Here is a 20,124-nt window from a genome sequence, read left to right as displayed (position 1 = left end):
CCGGCGCGAGCGGGTCCTTCAGATCCGCTCGAGCTTCACCATCGCGGCCACGAGCAGGTGCAGCGCGAACAGCGCCTCCGGCTCGGTGACCGCCGCGTCCGGCTTCGCCGCGATCCGGCCGAGGCGCAGGAACTCGCGCCCGTCCAGGCCGAGCAGCGTGGCGCGCGCCGCCGGCGCCGCCTCGTCCACCCGCAGCCCGGCGAGGAGCTCCGCGACCGCCTCCGCGGCGCGCCGCGCCGCCGGCCCGTAGGAGCGCTCGCGGAGGTCGTGCTCCACGTCGGCGAGCGCGGCGCCGCGCCCCGGGAACATCCGCGCGAAGGACAGGCCCAGGAGCTGGCCGCGGTCGCGGTACGCCTCGGGTGCGGAGGGATCGGCGCGGGGCGCGGGCGGGCGGCCGGCGGGCGCCGCGACACCCTGGGCGGCCGGTTCGGGCGCCTCGGCCGCGGCGGAGATCCGGGAGGCCAGCTCGGAGCCGCCGCCGGAGAAGCCCTGCCGCGGGGCGGCGCGGTGCGGGTGGCGCGCGTCGAGATCCTTCACCACGCGTCGCGTGATCTCCTTCAGCGCCGCGAGCAGCCCCTCGCCGCGGCTCGCCACCGTCTCGAAGTCCGGCGCGCCGAGCAGGTTGAGCTGGCGCCGCAGCTCGGCCACCGGCAGCACGCCGGGCAGGTCGCGCTTGTTGTACTGGAGGACGTGCGGGAACGCGGGCAGGTCGATGCCCATCTCGGCCAGGTTGGACTCGAGGTTCGCGAACGACTCCAGGTTCGAGTCGAGTACCGACGCCTGCGAGTCGGCCACGAACACCACGCCGTCGGCGCCGTTCAGCACCAGCTTGCGGGTGGCGTCGTAGAAGACCTGGCCCGGGACCGTGTAGAGCTGCAGCCGCAGGGTGAGCCCGCGCACCTGCTCGGACTTGAGCGGCAGGAAGTCGAAGAACAGCGTCCGGTCGCCCTCGGTGGAGAGGCTCACCAGCTGGCCGCGGCTCTCCGGCCGCACGCTCGCGTGGATCTGCTGGAGGCTGGTCGTCTTCCCGGACAGGCCGGGGCCGTAATAGACGATCTTGGCCGAGATCTCGCGCGCGAGCGCGTTGACGGTGGACACGGCCGCGCATTGTAGCCGTCGCCCGGGGGATGGCGAGGTGGGCACGGCCCCCGCCGCGCCCGGGGGTGAAGGTGGAGGTGCGCGCGGGTCGCCGGTCCGGCGACGGGCCGGCTCACATCCGGTAGCCGACCACGAAGCTCGCCACCGGCGCCGCGGCGGTGGTGGACCACGCCACGTCGAGCCCGAGCGCGGGCAGGGCGACGTCGGCGACGTGCAGCCGCAGGCCCAGGCCCGGCGCGACGTACCGCGTCGTATCGCCGCGCCAGCGGGCGACGCCGGCGTCGAGCAGCGCCACGCCGGTCGCGACGCCCCACCGCGGCCTCCAGATCGGCACCGCGTACTCGAGCGCGGTGCTGGCGGCGCGCTCGGCCCACAGCCCGCCCACCGGGAAGCCGCGCGCGCCGGGCCCGCCGCCCAGGCGCAGCGCGTCCACCGCCGCGTCCCCCTCGACCCCCTGGCCGGCGATCCCGATCGACCAGGCGTGGCCGAGCCGGTTCGCGCCGCCCCAGCTCGCGCGCGCCTCGGCCTGGCGCAGGTCGCGCCCGCCCCCGAGCGCCGCGGCGGCGTGGCGGTAGCGGACGCGCGCGGTGACGCCGCGCTCGTGGAACAGGTGGAAGTCGCTCCCGTCGTACGCCACCGACGCGACCAGGCCGCGGGCCGGCCCGACGTCCGCGGGCGGGGCCCAGCCGTCCTCGGCGCCCGCGTCCGTCCACAGCCCGAACCAGCCCGCGCTCACCGACAGCCGCTCGGTGAGCCGGCGCCCGAGCGCCGCCGACAGGTCGGTGCGCGCGTCGCGGTAGGCGTAGACCACGTCGCCGCCGTCGGTCCGCTCGCGCCGCGCCTCCTGGCGCAGGGCGAATGCGTCCACCGTCCAGCGCGTGCCGGCCACCGCGCGATCCCAGTACCCGGCCATCCCCGTCGCGCCGCGCGTGGACAGGGTCCCGCCCGCCACCAGCTGCTTCCCCCATCCGAACAGGTTCGTCTCCACCAGCAGCAGGCCGCCGCCGGTCTCCCCGCCCGAGGAGGTGAACATGGGGATGGGCAGCAGCGTCCACCGCTCCTGGACGTCCACCTCGAGCGCCACGCCGCCGTCGCCGTCCGGCCGCGGGGTCACCCGGACGCCCTTGAACAGCCGGAGGTTGAGCAGGCGCTGCTCGAGCGCGGCCGCGTCGCCGTCGAACCGGTCGCCCACGTCGAGCTCGAGCGCCTGCCGGACGTAGGCGGTGGCGGTGCGCTGGTTCCCGGTGACGGAGATCTCGCGCACCACCGCCGGCTCGCCGCCCGCGGCGAGCTGCGCGGCGAGGAGGAGGCAGAGCCCCTGGAGCGCGAGCATCGCGGGTGTCTAGTCGGGGGGCGGCCCGCCGTCCACCGTGATAAACAGGCGCGCATGGCGTCCACCTCGCTGACGTTCGCGACCCGGGCCGAGCACCGGGCCTGGCTCGAGTCCCGGTCCGCGCTGCCGGAGGGCTTCCGCATCGGGACCTGCGCGTTCGAGTTCGTGCCGGTGGAGGTCCCGAAGCCGGGCCGCATGCGGCTCACGCTCATCGCGCTCGACCGGCCGACGCCCGCGTTCGCGGCGAAGTTCACGCGCAACGCGTTCCCGGGCGCGCCCGTGCTGGTGGGGCGCCGCCGGCTGGACGGCGCGGCGCTCGGCGCGGTGGTGATCAACAACAAGGTGGCGAACGTGTGCGCGCCGGGCGGCGTCGAGGCCGCCGAGCGCGTCTGCGCCGAGGCGGCGCGGCTGCTCGGGCTCGCGCCTGAGGAGGTCCTGCCGTCCTCGACCGGCGTCATCGGCTGGCGGCTGCCGGTGGACCGGATGGTGGAGGCGCTGCCCGCCGCGGCGGCGGCGCTGCAGGGCGCCTCGGCCCTGCCCGGCGCCGAGGCGATCATGACCACCGACCTCTACCCGAAGCTGCGCCGGGCCGAGGTGGGCGGCGGGAGCATCGTGGGGTTCGCGAAGGGCGCCGGGATGGTCGAGCCGAACCTCGCGACCATGCTCGTGTACCTCCTCACCGATCTCGACGTGCCGCGCGACGCGCTCCGCGCCGCGCTGGACCGGGCGGTGGAGGGCAGCTTCAACCGCATCTCGGTGGACTCCGACACGAGCACCTCCGACACCGTGGTGCTGCTCTCCTCGCGCCGGCGCCCGGCGCCGCCGGCCGACGACTTCGCCGCGGCGCTCGCGCGCGTGTGCGGCGACCTCGCCGAGGACGTGGTCCGGAACGGCGAGGGCGTGCACCACGTGGTGCGCGTGGCGGTCCGCGGGGCGCCGTCGGACGGGGCGGCGCACCTGGTGGGCAAGGCGGTGGTGAACTCGCCGCTGCTCAAGGCCGCCGTGAACGGGAACGACCCGAACGTCGGCCGGCTGCTGTGCGCGGTGGGAAAGGTCGCCGGCGCGGCCGGGATCGCGCTCGACCCGGCGCGCGCGGTGATGCGGGTGGGCGGCGAGGTGGTGCTGGAGGGCGGCGCCATGCGGCTCGACCCGGAGAAGGAGCGGCGGCTGGTGGCGCACATGAAGGCGGCGGAGCTGTACGCCAGCACGCCGCCCGCCGACGGCGTCTCCTTCCGGCCGCCGATCGACCACCCGCCGCACGAGCGGCGGGTGGAGATCGAGATCGACCTGGGGATGGGCGCCGGCGGCTGCGACGTCCTGGGCGGCGACCTCTCGCACGAGTACGTCACCGAGAACGCCGACTACCGGAGCTGAACCCGCTCACCCCCGAGCCCGTCGAGGGGCGAGCGGATGGGGCTCGTTCCGCCGCGTGACGCTCGTGGTTCGACGGGCTCACCACGAGCGGATCCCGAAGCTCCGCTGCCCCGAGCATCCGCTCACCCCGAGCCTGTCGAGGGGCGAGCGGGTGGGGCTCGATCCGCCGCGTGACGCTCGTGGTTCGACGGGCTCACCACGAGCGGATCCCGAAGCTCCGCTGCGCCGAGCATCCGCTCACCCCGAGCCTGTCGAGGGGCGAGCGGGTGGGGCTCGATCCGCCGCGTGACGCTCGTGGTTCGACGGGCTCACCACGAGCGGATCCCGAAGCTCCGCTGCGCCGAGCATCCGCTCACCCCGAGCCTGTCGAGGGGCGAGCGGATGGGGCTCGCCGGCTCAGCGGATCCCGATGGCCGGGCGCGGCGTGCCGTACCGGCGGCAGCGCTCGGCGAGGCCGGGGAAGTCCTGCTCCCAGCCGCCGCAGCGGGGCGGCGGCGGCGCGGGGGTCCACGCGGTCGGGCGGCGCGCGTCGCCGGGGCCGGGCACCACCAGCGAGCCGACGTAGTCGCCCTTCTCGTAGACCCGCCGGATCTGCGCGGCGAGGCGCGCCACCTCGGCGTCGCCGATCCGGCCGCTCGCCGTCGCCTGGTAGAACTGCACCGTCACGCGCACCGGGAAGCGCGGGTCGCGCTCGACGGCGAGCCCGGCGAGCTCGGTGTACGGGCCGTCCAGCGCGCCGTGGCCCAGCACCGCCGTCTCGAGGTCCTGCGCCGGCGCCCCCATCGACTTCGCCTGCGGCGCGGGCGCGGCGGCCATGGGCGCCTGCTCGTACACCTGGGCGCGGCGCGGCGGCTCGCGGCGGCGCAGCGGCACCTGCACCAGCATGAGCACGTTCGCGTCGTCGCCCAGCTGGGCGGCGTCCTCGCCGTTCATGGTGGTGCCGCGCCCGCGCACGTCGGAGAGGCGCTCCGCGGTCAGCGGGGCGCGCTCGCCGCCCGCGTTGAAGAACAGCCGCTGGCCCCAGCTCGCGCCGCCGGAGACGGTGTCGCGCGCGTTGTCCACCACCGTGAGCGAGGTGCCCTGGCGCGTCACCAGGATGGTGAGGACCGCCGGGTCGCCGGCGGTGGACTGGTAGTTGAAGATCACCGGGTGGAAGGTGGCGCGGCCCTGGCGCGGCACGGGCAGGAACGCCGCCTGCGCGGAGACGAGCGCGTGCGTGTCGCGCGGCGCGAGCAGGGAGCCGCCGCGGATGGCGCCGTCGCGCGGCGAGGACAGCCAGCGCGCCGGGTCGGCGAGCAGCTCGCGGAGCGTGATGACGCGCTCGCGCCCGCCCTCGCGCGCGTTGCCCACCCGCAGCCAGATCCGGTCGAGCGGCACGTCGGCGGTGCGGTCGGCGAAGTTCGGGAAGCGGAGCACCGGCATGAGCGCGAGCTTGCGGGCGTCGCCGTCCTCGGAGACGACCTCCAGCGTCACGTCGCTGATGTTCGGGCCGAGCGACGAGCCCTGCCAGCGGCCGGTGTCCTCCCAGGTGACGTTCACGAGGTTCAGCCCGTGCGCCTCCGCCGCGCGGCGGGCCTCGGGATCCGAGACCATCCCGGCCACGCGCTGGACCACGGCAGGATAGGGCTCGGGGCGCGGGTCGCCGCGCCGCGCCGAGGCGGCGGCCGGCGGCACGAGGAGCGCGAGGGCGGTTCCGAGGGCGAGGAGGCGGAAGGGCAGGGCGCGGCGTCGGGTCATGGCGTTCCTCCGGGTGGTTCGCAGGGGTGAACGCACCGCCTGCGAAACGGATCTGCCGGCGCCCGTCCGGGCCGCGGACGCCCCCGGTCGCCGGGCGGACGTTGGGCGGCTGCATCCCCAGGAACCGATGCGCGGTTGCGAGCGTGCGCGCCGGCACCGGCGGTGCATTCGCGACGCGCATGTCCACGATCGAGAACGTTCGGAGCGCGGCCGGCGCCGGGAGCGTCCGGTGATCGCCGCCGCGGAGCGAGGGCGCGCCGAGGCGCGCGAGGCGGCCGGACGGCGCGAGGCGCGCGACGCCGGTCGGCGGTTCGACGAGGCCCTGCAGCGGGCGCGGCGGGCCGGTGAGAGTGCCCGGGACGGCGCCGCCGACGCCGCGCGCGCGGGGCGGTGGCGCGGGGAGGCGGCGCGCGGGGAAGGGGAGGGCGCGGCGGGAGACGGGCCGCGCGCCGGAGGACCGGGGCGCGGCGCGCCGCGCGCGGCGGGCGCGCCGACCGGGCGCGCGGGCCTCGACGAGGCCGGTTCCGCGGCCGCCGCCGCCCAGGCGCCGGCGGCCGCGGCCACGCTCGCCGGCGGGTCCCCCGCACCTGTCGCCGCCGACGTCGCCGCGCTCCGCGCCACCGTCCGCGCGCTGCCCGCCGCGATCGAGGCGGCGCAGCGGGCCGACGGCTCCGCGCTGACGCTCGCGTTCGGGTCCGCGCTGGGCGTGGACCTGCGCGCCGGCGCCGGCGGCATCGAGCTGACGCTCCGCCCCGCCGCCGCGCTCGCGCACGCCGCCCGGGCCGAGCTCCCCGGCCTCGCCGCCGCGCTCCGCGCCCGCGGCCTGCGGGTCGCCCGCGCCGAGGTCCGCGCCCGCCCGGACGCCCGGGCGCCCGCCCAGGCCGACGCGGCCGGATACCGCTCGCCCGCCCGCGTTGACGGCGCAGCGGGGCTCCTATAAAAGGCTGACCCGGCACGGCACCGTCGCCAAGTGGTAAGGCCCGGGTCTGCAAAACCCGTATTCGGCGGTTCGAATCCGCCCGGTGCCTCTCGAACATCACGAGGAATCCAGGAGGGCGCCCGTCGGGCGCCCTTCGTCGTTGGGGCAGGTGGGAGCAGCCGTCGACGGGCCCGGAGCAGACCCATGGCCGACAACAGGTACGACGACGCCGTCGTGTTCACGAACTACAGCCGGATGCCCCGGTCCGTCGGCGGCCTGGCCGAGGCCGGCGAGTGGACCGCCTTCCGGGAGCTGCTGCCGGAGCTCCGTGGGAAGCGGGTGCTCGACCTCGGCTGCGGCTTCGGGTGGCACTGCCGCCATGCGCTGGAGCAGGGCGCGAGCGCCGTGGTCGGCGTCGACGTCTCCGAGCGGATGCTCGAGCGCGCGCGGGCGCTGGGCGCCGACGCCAGGCTCAGCTACGTGCACGCGGCCATCGAGGACCTCGAGCTCCCGCCCGCGTCGTTCGACGTGGTGATCAGCTCGCTGGCGCTCCACTACGTGGCCGACCTGCCGAAGGTCCTCGCGCAGGTCCGCGCGTGGCTTCGCCCGGGAGGCGCGCTGGTGTTCTCGGTGGAGCATCCGATCTTCACCGCCCGCGCCGAGCAGGACTGGTGCCTGGGACCGGACGGCGCGCGGCGCCACTGGCCGGTGGACCGCTACCAGGACGAGGGGCCGCGCACGACGACGTGGATGGGTGCGACCGTCGTGAAGCACCACCGGACCGTCGCCACCTGGGTGGACTCGGTGCTCGAGGCCGGGTTCCGCCTGGAGCGGCTGGTCGAGCCCCAGCCGCCGCCGGAGCTCCTGGAGGTGCACCCGGACTGGAAGGACGAGCGCCGGCGCCCGATGATGCTGCTCGTGTCGGCCCGCGGGGATGCGCACGGTGAGTGAACTCGCTCGCAGGTCTTGAAGCACCCGGGCCGTCACCACCTGGGTGAGCCAGGTTCGCGGCGCCGGGCTTCGCCGGGTGCGGCTGCTCGAGCCTCGGCCGCCGCCGGAGGGATCTCGCCGCGCGGAGGGCGCTTCGTGGCGCGGAGGGCGCTTCGTGGCGCGTCCCGAGGCCCTGTCTGCGGCAGGCGGCCGCGCCCGCGAGGAACGCAGACGTCGCCGGGTCGCCGGCGGCCGCTCACACCGGTCCCGGCGGCGCACATCGCCGGTCGCCCCCGGACGCTCCGCTCGCCGACCTGGTGCGTCGACACGCTTCCTGCATGAACGCATGCGCGGGGGCCGGGTGGACCGCACGCCGAGGCTCCTCACGGGATACCGACATGCTCGCCAACCTGAAGATCCGCACCAAGCTCGCCCTCCTCGTCGTCGTGGCCTCCCTCGCGCTCCTCGCCGTCGCCTCCGCCGCGCTGGTGCAAGGGCGCGCGAGCGACGCCACCATCGGCCGCATGGCCGGGAGCGACCTCGATCTCCTGGTCGGCCTCGAGTCGATGTACTCGGCGGGCCTGCAGACCGGGCAGGCGACCCGCAACGTCCTGCTCAACCCGGCCGACGGCACCGCCAAGAAGAACTACCGGGACGCGCACGAGGCGTTCTCGAAGACCCTCGAGGACGCGCGGCAGCTCGCGCCTCCCGAGCTGAAGGCCCGGCTGCAGGACGTCGACCGCCTCTGGGCCGCGGACCACGTGCTCAAGCAGGAGGTGATGAAGCTCTCCGAGGCCGGCGACCGCGACGAGGCCGTCGCGGTCCTGGTGGGCAAGGAGACGCCGGTGTGGCGCGAGGTGAAGCAGGTCATCCTCGAGCTCCGCGACGAGCAGCGGCGCGCGTTCTCGAGGAGCGAGGAGGCCGCCCTCCACGCGACGGCCGTGGTGAGGCAGGTGGTGATCGCCACGATCGTCGCGGCCGCAGCGGCCTTCGTCCTCGTCTCCGTGGTCCTCGCGCGGAGCATCGCCGCTCCACTGCGGGAGGCCGTCCGGGTCGCGGCGGCGATCTCGCGCGGCGACCTGACGGTGACCGTCGCGGCCGATCGTCGCGACGAGGTCGGTCAGCTCCACGCGGAGCTGGGCGCCATGGCGCAGAAGCTGGCCCAGGTGATCGGCGAGGTCCGGAGCGGCGCGGAGGCGCTGGCCGGCGCCTCGCAGCAGGTCTCCGCGACGTCCCAGGCGCTCTCGCAGGGCACCGGCGAGCAGGCGAGCAGCGTGGAGGAGACGACGGCGTCGCTCGAGGAGATGAGCGCGTCGATCACCCAGAACGCGGAGAGCTCCCGGGCGACGGAGGCGGCCTCGAACGAGAGCGCCGCGAACGCGGAGGAGGGCGGGAGGTCGGTCCGGCAGACCGTCGGCGCGATGAAGGCGATCGTGGAGAAGATCTCGATCATCGAGGAGATCGCCTACCAGACGAACCTGCTCGCCCTGAACGCGGCCATCGAGGCCGCGCGGGCGGGAGAGCACGGCCGGGGGTTCGCCGTGGTGGCGACCGAGGTCCGGAAGCTCGCGGAGCGCTCGCAGAGGGCCGCCCAGGACATCGGCGGCCTGGCCGGGTCGAGCGTCGCGGCCGCCGAGCGCTCGGGCGAGCTCGTCGAGACGCTGGTGCCGGCGATCCGCAGGACCGCGGCGCTGGTCCACGAGGTGGCGGCGGCCTCCCGGGAGCAGTCCGCCGGCGTCGGGCAGGTCTCGAAGGCGATGGCGCTCGTCGATCAGGTGACGCAGCGGAACGCGTCCGCCGCCGAGGAGCTCAGCTCCACCGCCGAGGAGATGGCGTCGCAGGCGGAGGGGCTGCAGCAGCTCATCTCGTTCTTCCAGGTGAAGCGCGAGGGCGCTCGCGCCGCGGTCGCCGCGCAGCCGCCGCAGCACGTGCCAGCCTCGGGGCGGTGACTGGAGAGCCCCGGGCGCAGGGGGAGCAAGAAGTGGCTGGGGGGTTGCCTGCAACTCGCAGGGCCCCTGCGCGCCGGGAGGACGAAACCTAGTTTACTCAGCGTCCTCGCGCAAGGATTCGCACGCGCGGACGCGCGAATTGTCGTGGAGCACACGCGCGCACATCACGCCGGGTGACACGCACCCGGCGTGACGGCGGCGCACGGCTACAGCGAGGCGAGGTCGATGACGAAGCGGTACCGCACGTCGCCGCGGATCATCCGCTCGTAGGCCTCGTTGATCTTCTCGATCGGGATGACCTCCACGTCCGAGACGACCTGCTTCTCGGCGCAGAAGTCCAGCATCTCCTGCGTCTCGGCGATGCCGCCGATCAGCGAGCCGGCCAGCGTGCGGCGGCCGCCGATGAGCGAGTGCGCGTGCAGGGGGGTGCGCTCGGGCGGCACGCCCACCAGCACCATCGCCCCGTCCACCTTCACCATCCCCAGGTACCTGTCGTAGTCGTGCGGCGCCGAGATGGTGTCGAGGATGAAGTCGAAGTGGTTGTGCAGCCGGCGGAAGTTGGCGTCGTCGCGGGTCAGCGCGAAGCCGCTCGCGCCCAGGCGTCGCGCGTCGGCCTCCTTGCCCGGCGAGGTGCTGAGCATGGTGACCTCCGCGCCCATCGCCGCGGCGAGCTTCACCGCCATGTGGCCGAGGCCGCCCAGGCCGACCACGCCGACCTTCTGGCCCGGCCCCACCTTCCAGTGGCGCAGCGGCGAGTAGGTGGTGATGCCGGCGCAGAGGAGCGGCGCGGCCGCGGCGAGGTCGAGCGACGGCGAGACCTTCAGCGCGAAGTCCTCGGTCACCACCACCTGCTTCGAGTAGCCGCCGTGCGTCGGCGTCCGGCGGTCCATCTCGGTGCTGTTGTAGGTCCAGGCCGGGCCGCGCTCGCAGAACTGCTCGAGGTCGCGCCGGCACGGCTCGCAGGTGCGGCACGAGTCCACCAGGCAGCCGACGCCGGCGTGATCGCCGGGCCGGAAGCGCGTGACCTTCGCGCCGACGCGGGCGACGCGGCCGACGATCTCGTGGCCCGGCACCATCGGGAAGGTGGCCCCGCCCCACTCGTCGCGCGCCTGGTGGAGGTCCGAGTGGCAGACGCCGCAGTAGGCGACGTCGATGAGGACGTCGCGCTCGCCCACCTCGCGGCGCTCGATGGCGTGGGGGACGAGGGGCGCGCCGGCGGCCGGCGCGGCCCAGGCCTTGACCTGAGTCATGTGGTGTTGCCTCCTGTAGACGATCTCGAGGGGGACGGATCTAGCGCCGGGCGCCCGCGCCGCAGCGAAATTCGCGCGCGGGCGCGGCGGGGCGGTCGGGCTCGCCCGTCGGCGTGCGGCCGCCGGTCGCGCCGCCGGGCCGGGGAGGCTGGCCGGCGCGGGGAGGCGGCGTTAGACGACGGGGATGGCCACCGAGCTGTGCCAGTACTGCGGCGTCGATCTGGACGAGGTGCCGCCCGCGCAGGAGACCGGCTGGCTGTACGGGGTGGAGTGCAGCCGCTGCCCGGCGGATCGCCGCCGCTCGCTGGTGCTGCCCCGCCGCGAGCGCGCCACCGAGCTGACGTGCCCGGGCTGCGGCGCGCGGCTCGCGCCCGCCGAGCAGCACCCGGACGTGCTGGTGGTGAAGCAGGTGACCTACGAGATCTGCAGCGCCTGCGGCGAGCGCTGCGGGGTGGCCGCCATCCGCAAGGTGCGCGACGTGAGCGGCGGCACCATGTAGCGCCGCCGCGCGCGCTCACCGCCCGCGGAGCAGCTCGGCCACGGTCTCCGGCGCCTTGCGCGCGCGGACGTTCTTCTCCAGCCACTGCACGGTGTCGAAGAGCGTCTCCTGCGGATCGCGCGCCGAGAACCCGAGCGCCTCCTCCGCCTTGCGCGAGTCGCAGTACCAGAAGTGCTCGCCCATCTCGACCGAGGGCGCGTCGATGGGCGCCTCGGCGCCGCGCCACCCGGAGAGCTTCTCGAGCAGCCGCGCCCCGGCGACGTTCAGGCCCCCCGGCAGCGCCAGCCGCGGCGCGGGCACGCCCGAGAGCCGCTCCAGGCGGCCGAAGAAGTCGCGGAAGCTCAGGTTCGCGCCGCCGAGCAGGTACCGCTCGCCGGGCCGCCCGCGCTCGAGCGCCGCCGCGAACGCGCGCGCCGCGTCGCGGACGTCCACGAAGGAGAGGCCGCCGGTGGGCATCGCCGGGATGCGCCGCTCCAGGAACTTGAACACGACGTCGGTGGAGGAGAGGCGGGTGTCGCCCGGGCCGAGCAGGAGCGACGGGTTCAGCACCACCAGCGGGAGCCCGGTGTCGCGGTGGATCCGGAGCGCGGCCTTCTCCTGGAAGATCTTGGAGAGGTAGTAGGGCCAGCCCGCCACCGCGGCGATGGGGTAGGGGTCGGCCTCGGTGGCGACCCGCTCCTCCTTCGACACGGCGATGGTGCCGGAGGTGGAGGCGAGGACCACGCGCCGCACGCCCGCGGCGACGCAGGCCTCCAGCAGCCGGCGGGTGCCCTGCACGTGCAGCTCGTACAGGCGCGCCGGCTCGGCGGGATCGAAGTCCACCTGGCCGGCGAGGTGGAACACCGCGTCCACCCCGTCGAGCGCGGCCCGGACCGCCTCGGCGTCCTCGAGCGCGGCGCGGCGCACGTCGGCGCCGAGCGCCTCGGCCTCCGGCGCCGCCGAGCGCTGCAGCAGCCGGAGGCGGTGGCCGGCCCGGGCGAGCAGCGGGACGAGCGCGGCGCCGAGGAACCCGGTGCCGCCGGTGACGAGCAGGTTCACGCGTCCTCCGGGCGCCCGGGGCGGTGCCGCGGCGCCGGGCCGGCGCCCGGGGCGGCGGGCTCGGCGGGCTCGGCCGCGGCGGCCGGAGCGCGCGCGGCCGGCGCGGCGGACCCGGAACCGGTGCGCTCGCCCGCCGGGGCGGGCGGCGCCGCCCCGTGCTCCTCGAGCCAGGCCTGGCGAAGCCCCTTCACCGCGGCCTCCATCACCTGCGTGGCGGCCCGGTACGCGTCGCCCCGCGCCAGGCCGGCGGTCTGCGCGCGCAGGTCGTCCACGCGGATGGGCTCGCCGAAGCGGACCTCGAGGTCGGCGCGGCGCGGCAGGGCCCGGCCCGGCGGCAGCGCCTCGTGCGTGCCCGCCAGGTAGATCGGGAGCACGTCCACGTCGCACTGCAGCGCGAGGTAGCCGGCGGTCGGGTAGAACGCCCGCATCGCGCCGTCGCGGGTGCGCGTGCCCTCCGGGAAGATGAGCAGGTGGTAGCCGCGCCGCAGCGCCTCGGCCGCCGCGCGCAGGCTGGCCTTCAGCGCGCCGTCGCGCTCCATGGGGATGAGGTTGGTGAAGTTCTCGAAGTAGGCGCGCTTCAGCGCCGTGTCGAAGAAGTAGTCCTTCGCCGCCAGCGCCGCGAGGCGCTTCCCCTCGTCGCCGAGCGCCACCTTCACCAGGCCCATGTCGAGGTGGCTGGCGTGGTTCGCGACCACCAGCACGTTGCGGTCGTGGGGCACGTGCGCCGCGCCGACCACCCGCGCCCGGTAGAGGTCGCGGTAGAGCGCGCGCTGGCCGGCGGAGAGCACCCGCCGCCCCAGGCGCGCCACCGTCGCGGGCACCGGGATCTCCCCGTCGTCCTTCGCCGCGCCGGGCGCCTTCGCGGCGGTCGCCTCGCGCGCCGGGGGCCGCTCGGCGCCGCGCCGGGCCGCGCCGCCCACCGCGCGGGCCAGCTCGCCCGCGGTCTGCACCGCGTGCAGCCCCTCCAGCGCCGCCGGCGGCACGCCCGCCTCCTCCAGCGCCGCGGACAGCTCGGTGAGCATGAGCGAGTCCACCCCGAGCTCCGCCTGCAGGCGCGAGTCGGGCCCGATCTCGGCGCGCGGGCGCCGGCACACCTCGGCCAGCAGGTCGAGCACCCAGCCCTCGCCCTGCGCGTCGCGCGCCTCCTCGCGCGCGCGCCGGCCCCGGGCCGCGGCGGCCTCGAGCCGCATCAGCTCCTCGCGCACCAGCGGCCGCTTCACCTTGCGGGTGGAGGTCTTCGGGAGGTCGCCCTCGAAGACGTGCCACACCTTCACACGCTGGGGGAACGGGAGCGAGGCGGAGACCGCGCGCACGTGCGCGTCCAGCTCGGCGCGGACCTCGGCCCGGTCGCGCTCGCCGTACTCGGGCACCACGATCATCGCGACCTTCTCGGCCGCGCCGTCGGGCAGCCCGACCACGCACAGCTCCTTCACCAGCGCGTCGTCGCGGTAGCGCTCCTCGACCTCGTCCGGGTAGACGTTCTTCCCGTTCGCGTCGATGATGACGTCCTTCTTGCGCCCGACCAGCGTGAGGTTGCCGTCGGCGTCGAGCCTGCCGAGGTCCCCGGTGCGGAGCCAGCCGTCCTCGAGCACCTGCCCGCTGAGCGCCGGGTCCACCCCCGCGCCCTGGCCCGGTGCGGCGCCGCGCCAGTAGCCCAGCATCACGTTCGGCCCGCGGGCCAGCACCTCGCCCACGCCGCTCGCGTCGGGGTCGGCGATGCGCAGCTCGATCCCGGGGAGCGCCGGCCCCACGCTGCCCGCCGGCGCGTCGCCGCCGGGCTTCGAGACCGCCAGCACCGGCGCGGCCTCGGTGAGGCCGTAGCCCTCGTACATGTCGAAGCCGAGCGCGCGGAACGCGTCCTGGACCTGCGGGTCGAGCGCCGAGCCGCCGGACACGAGCAGCCGCAGCCGCCCGCCGAAGCGGCGGTGCACCGGCCAGAACAGCGCCTTGCCCAGGTTCCACGCGAGCGCCGAGTCGCGCAGCGCCGCGTTGCCCTTCATGAGCCCGCGGAACGCCTGCTCCACCACGCCCGGCTTCGCGGCCAGCTCCTGGGTGATGCGCCGGTGCAGGAGCGCCCACAGCGCCGGCACGCCGATCATGGCGGTGACGCGGCCCGAGCCGAGCGCGTCGCCGATCCGGTCGGCGGTGAGCTCGTCGAGGTACTCCACCTCGGCGCCGCGCGAGAGCGGCACGAGCAGGCCGCACGTGAACTCGAAGGTGTGGTGCAGCGGGAGCACCGACAGCATGCCGTCGCCGGGGCCGAGGTCGAACACCGTGACCAGCTTCGCGACCAGCGAGGCGAAGTTGCGGTGCGAGAGCATCACGCCCTTGGGCGTGCCGGTGGTGCCGCTCGTGAAGATGAGCGAGGCGAGGTCGTCCGGCGACAGGCGGATCGACGGCACCGCGGGGCCGCCGCGCAGCGCCTCGCCGAGCGCGACCACCCGCGCCTCGGGCACCGCCGCGGCGGCGAGCGCGCCGAGGCCGGGCAGCGCGTCGGCGGCGTCGTCGGAGAGGAGCGCGAGCCGGGCGCCGGCGCTCCGCCAGAGGTTGGCCAGCTCCGGCTCGGACAGCTTCGGGTCCACCGGCACCGCCGCGGCGCCGGCCCGCAGGATGCCGAAGTAGGCCACCGCCCACTCCGGCCGGTTCTCGCTCGCGAGCAGGACCCGGTCGCCCTTCGCCACGCCGGCCGCGGCCAGGAACGCGGCCACGCGGCCGGAGAGCGCGTGCAGCTCGCCGTACGTGAGGCGGTCCTTGGCGGCGCCCTCCAGGCGCAGCGCGGTGCGGTCGCGCCAGCGCTCGCAGGCGGAGTCGAGCAGCTCGAGCAGGTCGCGGTGCGCCTTGGGCGCGTGGACCCGCTTCTCGGCCTCCTCCTCCAGGCCGGGGAACACCCACTCCTCCATGCCCTTCAGGTGGACGTCGAGCCAGTAGGCGCGCCAGTCGAGCGCCTCGGGGTCCCACGGGATGCGCGCGCGGTCGGCGGGCGAGAGCCGCGCGCGCAGCTCGCGCATGCCCGCGCAGCGGAACACGTAGCGGTTGTCCCAGGTGAAGGGCAGGTACATCGCCCAGATGGCCTCGGTCTTCTCGAGCTGGCTGGTCAGCTCGTCGAGCGCCTCGCCCGCCCGGTGCGCCAGCGCGGACAGCCGCGGCGCGCCCCAGGACGGCGCCCGCTCGCGGAGCAGCTTGCCGGCGCCGCGCGCCAGCGCCGCCAGCGCGGGCGCGGAGAACGCCTCGTACTGGGCGCGGGTCACCGGGTACGGCTCGACGCGCGAGAGCAGCCGGTTCCAGGTGCGGTTGCCCTCCTCGCGCTCGCGGTAGAAGCGCCGCCGGTACAGCGCGGTCAGCTCCACCGCGCGCCGGGCCCAGAGCGGGTTCACGTCGCCGGAGGCGAGGTGGTACACGCGGCCGGGCGCGGCGCCCGGGGTGCCGCGGCGCTCCTGCAGCTCGGCCGCGGCCGCGACGATCCCGGCGCAGACCAGGTCCACCGGGACGACGTCCAGGATGGCCTTCTCGGCGGCGGGGAAGGAGCGGTGCCCCTTCAGCCCCATGAACGCGAGCGGCGCGCTGGTGGTGAACCCCTCGTTCCAGCCCGGGAACGGGTAGCGGAGCGCGCTCTCCACGATGGAGGGGCGCACGATCGCGTACGGCACGCCCGCCGCGGCGATGGCCTGCTCGCCGAGCGACTTCGTGTACGTGTACGTGTTGGGCCAGCCCCAGTGGAGCGCGCGGGTCCGGCCGATCTCGACGAGCTGCTGCGAGACCCAGAGCCGCTTCTCGCGCCCGACGGCGAGCCGCAGCGCCTTCTCGTCGGCGGCGGCGCGCCCCTCCTCGCGGAGCCGGTCCAGCGCGCGCTCGCGGAACTCCGACTGGCGCACCCGGTCGTCGGCCAGCGCGCGGACCTCGGCGATGCGCCGGGCCGCGTCGGCGAGCTCGGTCTCGAGCGAGAAGTCGGCGCCGTCCAGCGCGGCGGCGCGCGGGCGGCCCTCCACGCCCTCGCGCCGGGGGAAGTAGCCGGCGATCTCCTCGTCCTCGAACACCACCCCGTCGCGGTTGCCGGCCACGAAGCAGGTCGAGACGTGCACCAGGCCGGCGCCGGTGCGGCGGCACAGCTCCGCCGCGTGGCGCGCGCCGTCCACGTTGACGCCGAGCGCGAGCTCCAGGGACGCGTCGAAGTCCACCAGCCCGGCGGAGTTGATCACCAGGTCGAGCCCGTCGAGCCGGGCCAGGTCGGCCTCCGACAGCCCGAGCAGCGGGTCCGACACGTCGCCCGCGAGCGGCACGCACTTGTCGCGCAGGAACGCGTCGAAGCCGGCGCCGTGGCGGGCGCGGAGCGGGTCGAACGGCCGGCTCGGCGCCACCTTGCCGAAGAAGCGGCCCTCGGCGGTGCCGCCCGCGCCCGGGCGGACCAGCACGAACACGCGCCCGACCTCGGGGTAGCGGTCGAGCAGCATCGACAGCGCCACCTTGCCCACGAAGCCGGTGGCGCCGGTGACGAGCACCCGGCGCCCGGCCAGCAGCGCCGCCACGTCGAGCGCGGGGGGGCCGGCCGGCGCGCCGCCGGGAAGGGCCGGGTGCGGGTGGCCGTGGGGGCCGCGCGTCCTCTTGCCGTGGCCGCTCATCGCTCAGCCCAGGTTCTGCGTCATGACGATGGGCGGGTGGTGCATCATGGTGACCTGGGCGCCGCGGCCGTGCTCGGAGCGGGCCATGTCGATGGCCTCGGAGAGCGTCTCGGCGGTGTCCCAGCCCATCAGCCGCGGCACCTGCGCGTTGTCCGCGCCCACCGCGATGATGCGGCCCATGTGCTGCCGCCCGTTCTCGCCCCAGTACCACATGAAGAACGGGTGGGCCCCGTGGTACGCGTGGCCGGTCCGGTACAGGTGGACGTAGGTCGGGTTCTCGGCGAACTCGCGCTCGTACTTCGCCTCGAGCACCTTCGCGTCGCGGGTCTCGGGCAGCAGCCGGTGGAAGAACTCGATGTAGCTCGGGTGCGCCACCGGGTCGAACACGTCGGAGCAGGGGTGCGCGAGGATGAGCGTGCCGCCCGGCTTGAGCAGCGGCTTGCCGCGGTAGAAGTTGAAGAAGTACCCGCAGGCCATCACCTGGACCAGCAGCGGGTTCAGGATGGAGTTCACGTTGTACGGGGAGACGAACGGGATCCCGTACACCAGCACGTCGGCCTGGTAGTCCACGTCCACCGCGTACTGGGCCCAGCTCGCCTTCAGGATCTTCGCGTGCGTGGGCTCGGTGACGCCGGCCGCCACCGCGATGATGTCGTAGGCCGCGGGCACCGCCTGGAAGATCTTCCGCTTCGCCGCGGCGGGCAGCCCCTTCAGCGCGGCGCGCAGCGCGGCGAGCTTCAGCCGGTCGGTCTCGCCGTACGCCTCCTCGCGCTTCATGAGGAAGTCCATCGGCCCGTCGAACATGCGGTTGTTGACGGTGGTCTCGATGTGGAAGACCTTCAGCGACCGGTCGATGTAGCGCCCGATGCGGTCCACCGAGCGGTGCATCTCGGAGCGCTCGGGGTCCATGTACGAGTGGCTCTTGCGGATGTGGTGCGGCGTGTGGTGCGCCTTCACGCCCTCGTAGTTCGTGAGCCCGGTGCCGACCGACTTGTGCCCGCCGTCCATGGGCACGAAGTTCACGTTCACGTAGATGAGCAGGTCGGACTCGGCGGCGCGCCGGTTGATGATGACCTTCTCGCCGTGCTCGGTGGTGCCGAGCGTCACCAGGCCGTCGGGGTCCTCGGCGTCGTGGTTGTAGTAGCGGTCCGGGTAGAACGCGTCGAAGATCTCCGCGCCCACCATCCGCTTCATCTCCGCCTCGGTCATGTGGCGGTGCAGCGCCACCGCGACGACGAGGTGCACGTCGTCCACGCCGGACTCCGCCAGCAGCGGCAGGATCACCTCCAGCACCTGCTGGCGCACGTCGGGCGTGCGCATGGGCGGCAGCGGCAGCGAGATGTCGTCGAGCGCGATGGTGACCTTCATGCCGGGGCGCAGCATCGCGTGGAGCGGCTCGCACCCCTCCGGCCGGTTGATGGCGCTCCGGATGGCCGCCTTCACGTTGGGCAGCCCCTCCACCGGCGGCTTCGGGTAGATCACCCGCGTCCCGACCGGCAGGTCCTCCACCAGCAGGTCCTCGCCGGAGAAGAGCACGCGCGGCGGCGAGTCCCGGTCGATGGTGACGATCTGCTCGGTCGCCTCGTAGAAGCGGGAGAGGCTCCGGGGCTCGCGCATGGTGTCTCAACCCTCCGTGGTGCGCAGGACGGGCCACTCGTAGGCCCGGGCCACGCGGGCGAGCCGCGCGTCCGGGTTGACCGCCGCGGGGTGGCCCACCACCGCGAGCATGGGGTAGTCGGAGAAGGAGTCGGAGTACGCGAAGCTCTTCTCGAGCGCCACGCCGTTCCGCACGCACCAGTCGCGGATCACGAGCGCCTTGTGCGCGCCCTCGATGATGGGCGGCATGACGCGCCCGGTGGCGACGCCCTGCACGAAGCGCATCCGGTTGGCGATGAGGTCGTCGGCGCCGAGGTGGTCGGCCAGGCGCCGCACCGTGAAGTCGAGCGCGCCGGTGACGAACACCACCCGGCAGCCGGCGCGGCGCGCCTCGTCCACCAGGCGCCGCGAGCCGGGGTGCACCGCCGGCTCCAGCACGTCCTCGAACAGCTCGGCCGCGAGCGTCTCCAGCCGGTCCTCGCTCTGGCCGCGGTAGTACCCGTAGAACAGCTCGTTGAACGCCTTCCGGTTCACCCGGTCCGCGGCCATGAAGAGGGGCACGGAGAGGAGGGTGCGGGCGGTCTGCCAGGCGGTGCCGAGGATCGTCCCCTGGTTCATCGCGTAGAACGCGAACGCGTGCACGATGTTCGTGCGCACGAGCGTTCCGTCGATGTCGAAGAACGCAGCCTTGCCGGGATCCGCCATGACCCGCGAGGCATACGCAATGGACGACCCGGTTGGCAAGGGCGTAGCGGGGGCTGCGAAGGCCTACAGCCACCCGGCGGCGCGGTACCAGGCGGCCGCCCGGGCCATCGACGCGGCGAGTGAAGTCGTCGCCTCGAAGCCGAGCCGCTCGCGCGCCTTCGACGCGTCGCACACCCAGCCCGGCGCGAGCACCTGCGCGACCAGCTTCGAGCCGACCGGCAGCCGCCGCCCCAGCGCGCGGCCCACCGCGTCACCGGCGCGCCCGGCCCCGCGCAGCAGCGCCTCGGGGACCGGCAGGCGGCGCGCCCGTACGCCGAGCGCCCGCGCCGCCTCCTCCATCAGCCCTCGCGCGGTGACCGGCTCCGGCGCCGCCAGGAAGAACGCCTCCCCGCGCGCCGCGTCGCGATCGGCGAGCAGCAGCAGCCCGCGGGCGCAGTCGTCCACGTCGATCCAGGACAGCGGGCGGTCGCCCAGGTCGAGCGCGAGCCGGGCCCGGGCGATCCGGAAGAAGAGCAGGTTCTCGCGGTCGCCGGGGCCCATGATGCGGGGCGGCCGCGCGATGGCCACCGGGACCTGCGCCGCGAAGGCCAGCGCCTCGCGCTCCGCCTCGGCCTTGGACGCACCGTACGGCTCGACCGGCGCGAGCGGCGCGTCCTCGCGGATCGGCTCCCGCGACGGCGCGCAGGCGGCGCGCGAGCCGGCCAGCACGAAGCGCCGGAGCCCGGGCGCGCGCTCCACGCACGCCTCCAGCGCGAGCCGCGTCGAGCCGGCGTTCACCCGCAGGAACTCCGCCGGGTCCGCGGCGCGCCGCACGCCCGCGAGGTGGAACACGAGCTCCTGCCCGGCCACCGCGGCGCGGAGCGCCCGCGGGTCGGTGACGTCGCCGACCATCACCTCGGCGCCGGCCGCGGCGAGCGCCTCCGACGGGCGGCGGACCAGCGCGCGCACGCGGTCGCCCCGGGCGGCCAGCGCACGCACCAGCGCCATGCCGAGGAAGCCGCCGGCGCCGGTGACGAGGGCTCGCATGGACGCCCGGATGTGAACCACGCGGCCCGGCGCCCGTCAACCCGGCCGAGGGGC

At 75.5% G+C, this 20,124-nt stretch carries 14 protein-coding genes and 1 tRNA gene; 6 read left to right on the top strand and 9 right to left on the bottom strand.

Translation table 11 applies throughout. From position 1 onward, the window contains the following. Positions 1-18: 18 nt before the first annotated feature. Entirely contained in the window at positions 19-1,098 is a 1,080-nt protein-coding gene (locus tag ACOQFB_RS15120) for a GTP-binding protein (RefSeq protein WP_059437654.1), read from the bottom strand. Positions 1,099-1,210: 112 nt separating this feature from the next. Further along, positions 1,211-2,431 carry a POTRA domain-containing protein gene (locus ACOQFB_RS15115; RefSeq protein WP_059437655.1) on the bottom strand — a complete coding sequence of 407 codons (1,221 nt, stop codon included), beginning with the start codon at positions 2,429-2,431 and terminating at the stop codon, positions 1,211-1,213. Between the two features lie 54 nt (positions 2,432-2,485). Here ACOQFB_RS15115 and ACOQFB_RS15110 point away from each other — a divergent pair, with 54 nt between their 5' ends. Then, complete coding sequence (locus ACOQFB_RS15110) at positions 2,486-3,805, top strand: bifunctional ornithine acetyltransferase/N-acetylglutamate synthase (protein ID WP_059437656.1); 1,320 nt, start codon at positions 2,486-2,488, stop codon at positions 3,803-3,805. A 396-nt stretch (positions 3,806-4,201) separates the two neighbouring features. Here the strand turns inward: ACOQFB_RS15110 and ACOQFB_RS15105 are convergent, their stop codons facing one another. After that, positions 4,202-5,542 (bottom strand): hypothetical protein, encoded by a 1,341-nt coding sequence (locus ACOQFB_RS15105; protein WP_421609308.1) that lies wholly within the window; start codon positions 5,540-5,542, stop codon positions 4,202-4,204. Positions 5,543-5,771: 229 nt separating this feature from the next. Here ACOQFB_RS15105 and ACOQFB_RS15100 point away from each other — a divergent pair, with 229 nt between their 5' ends. The 4 genes from ACOQFB_RS15100 to ACOQFB_RS15085 all read left to right on the top strand — a co-directional run bounded on the left by ACOQFB_RS15100 (position 5,772) and on the right by ACOQFB_RS15085 (position 9,340). Further along, entirely contained in the window at positions 5,772-6,482 is a 711-nt protein-coding gene (locus tag ACOQFB_RS15100; protein ID WP_494492268.1) for a hypothetical protein, read from the top strand. A 16-nt stretch (positions 6,483-6,498) separates the two neighbouring features. Beyond that, a tRNA-Cys gene (locus tag ACOQFB_RS15095) sits at positions 6,499-6,570 on the top strand. A 95-nt stretch (positions 6,571-6,665) separates the two neighbouring features. Continuing rightward, entirely contained in the window at positions 6,666-7,412 is a 747-nt protein-coding gene (locus ACOQFB_RS15090; RefSeq protein ID WP_421610891.1) for a class I SAM-dependent methyltransferase, read from the top strand. A gap of 377 nt (positions 7,413-7,789) precedes the next feature. After that, complete coding sequence (locus ACOQFB_RS15085; RefSeq protein ID WP_421610892.1) at positions 7,790-9,340, top strand: methyl-accepting chemotaxis protein; 1,551 nt, start codon at positions 7,790-7,792, stop codon at positions 9,338-9,340. Between the two features lie 206 nt (positions 9,341-9,546). Here ACOQFB_RS15085 and ACOQFB_RS15080 read toward each other — a convergent pair whose 3' ends face one another. Further along, positions 9,547-10,590 (bottom strand): NAD(P)-dependent alcohol dehydrogenase, encoded by a 1,044-nt coding sequence (locus ACOQFB_RS15080; protein WP_421610893.1) that lies wholly within the window; start codon positions 10,588-10,590, stop codon positions 9,547-9,549. Positions 10,591-10,774: 184 nt separating this feature from the next. Between ACOQFB_RS15080 and ACOQFB_RS15075 the strand changes: the two genes are divergently transcribed. Beyond that, the gene (locus ACOQFB_RS15075) at positions 10,775-11,089 is read left to right on the top strand and encodes a hypothetical protein (protein WP_059436394.1); all 315 of its coding nucleotides are present in this window, start codon (positions 10,775-10,777) and stop codon (positions 11,087-11,089) included. 15 nt (positions 11,090-11,104) lie between these two features. On the opposite strand, the gene ACOQFB_RS15070 is transcribed toward ACOQFB_RS15075, so the two are convergent. From ACOQFB_RS15070 to ACOQFB_RS15050, 5 genes are all read right to left on the bottom strand, one after another. Then, positions 11,105-12,127: an NAD-dependent epimerase/dehydratase family protein gene (locus tag ACOQFB_RS15070; protein ID WP_059436395.1), complete on the bottom strand. Its 1,023-nt coding sequence runs from the start codon at positions 12,125-12,127 to the stop codon at positions 11,105-11,107. Beyond that, positions 12,124-16,743 (bottom strand): AMP-binding protein, encoded by a 4,620-nt coding sequence (locus tag ACOQFB_RS15065; protein WP_421610894.1) that lies wholly within the window; start codon positions 16,741-16,743, stop codon positions 12,124-12,126. The genes ACOQFB_RS15070 and ACOQFB_RS15065 overlap by 4 nt, the downstream gene beginning before the upstream one ends. Before the next feature lie 3 nt (positions 16,744-16,746). After that, complete coding sequence (gene larAH, locus ACOQFB_RS15060) at positions 16,747-18,360, bottom strand: NPN-dependent hydroxyacid isomerase, LarAH14/15/16 family (protein WP_059436397.1); 1,614 nt, start codon at positions 18,358-18,360, stop codon at positions 16,747-16,749. Between the two features lie 6 nt (positions 18,361-18,366). After that, positions 18,367-19,044 (bottom strand): HAD family hydrolase, encoded by a 678-nt coding sequence (locus ACOQFB_RS15055; RefSeq protein ID WP_421610895.1) that lies wholly within the window; start codon positions 19,042-19,044, stop codon positions 18,367-18,369. A 63-nt stretch (positions 19,045-19,107) separates the two neighbouring features. Then, a complete protein-coding gene (locus ACOQFB_RS15050; RefSeq protein WP_059436399.1) occupies positions 19,108-20,070 on the bottom strand; it encodes an NAD-dependent epimerase/dehydratase family protein in 963 nt (320 codons plus the stop codon). Positions 20,071-20,124 lie beyond the last annotated feature (54 nt).

Source organism: Anaeromyxobacter sp. Red801, assembly GCF_049201065.2.
GTDB lineage: Bacteria > Myxococcota > Myxococcia > Myxococcales > Anaeromyxobacteraceae > Anaeromyxobacter.
Note: the sequence above shows the minus strand (reverse complement) of the source record. Positions and strands in the feature narration are given on the sequence as shown.

What these genes read in the sequence shown, in the direction of transcription:
- ACOQFB_RS15115 (WP_059437655.1), bottom strand. Translation starts at nt 2,431, where the DNA reads ATGCTCGCGCTCCAGGGGCTCTGCCTCCTCCTCGCCGCGCAGCTCGCC.
- ACOQFB_RS15110 (WP_059437656.1), top strand. Translation starts at nt 2,486, where the DNA reads ATGGCGTCCACCTCGCTGACGTTCGCGACCCGGGCCGAGCACCGGGCC.
- ACOQFB_RS15105 (WP_421609308.1), bottom strand. Translation starts at nt 5,542, where the DNA reads ATGACCCGACGCCGCGCCCTGCCCTTCCGCCTCCTCGCCCTCGGAACC.
- ACOQFB_RS15090 (WP_421610891.1), top strand. Translation starts at nt 6,666, where the DNA reads ATGGCCGACAACAGGTACGACGACGCCGTCGTGTTCACGAACTACAGC.
- ACOQFB_RS15085 (WP_421610892.1), top strand. Translation starts at nt 7,790, where the DNA reads ATGCTCGCCAACCTGAAGATCCGCACCAAGCTCGCCCTCCTCGTCGTC.
- ACOQFB_RS15080 (WP_421610893.1), bottom strand. Translation starts at nt 10,590, where the DNA reads ATGACTCAGGTCAAGGCCTGGGCCGCGCCGGCCGCCGGCGCGCCCCTC.
- ACOQFB_RS15075 (WP_059436394.1), top strand. Translation starts at nt 10,775, where the DNA reads ATGGCCACCGAGCTGTGCCAGTACTGCGGCGTCGATCTGGACGAGGTG.
- ACOQFB_RS15065 (WP_421610894.1), bottom strand. Translation starts at nt 16,743, where the DNA reads ATGAGCGGCCACGGCAAGAGGACGCGCGGCCCCCACGGCCACCCGCAC.
- larAH (WP_059436397.1), bottom strand. Translation starts at nt 18,360, where the DNA reads ATGCGCGAGCCCCGGAGCCTCTCCCGCTTCTACGAGGCGACCGAGCAG.
- ACOQFB_RS15055 (WP_421610895.1), bottom strand. Translation starts at nt 19,044, where the DNA reads ATGGCGGATCCCGGCAAGGCTGCGTTCTTCGACATCGACGGAACGCTC.
- ACOQFB_RS15050 (WP_059436399.1), bottom strand. Translation starts at nt 20,070, where the DNA reads ATGCGAGCCCTCGTCACCGGCGCCGGCGGCTTCCTCGGCATGGCGCTG.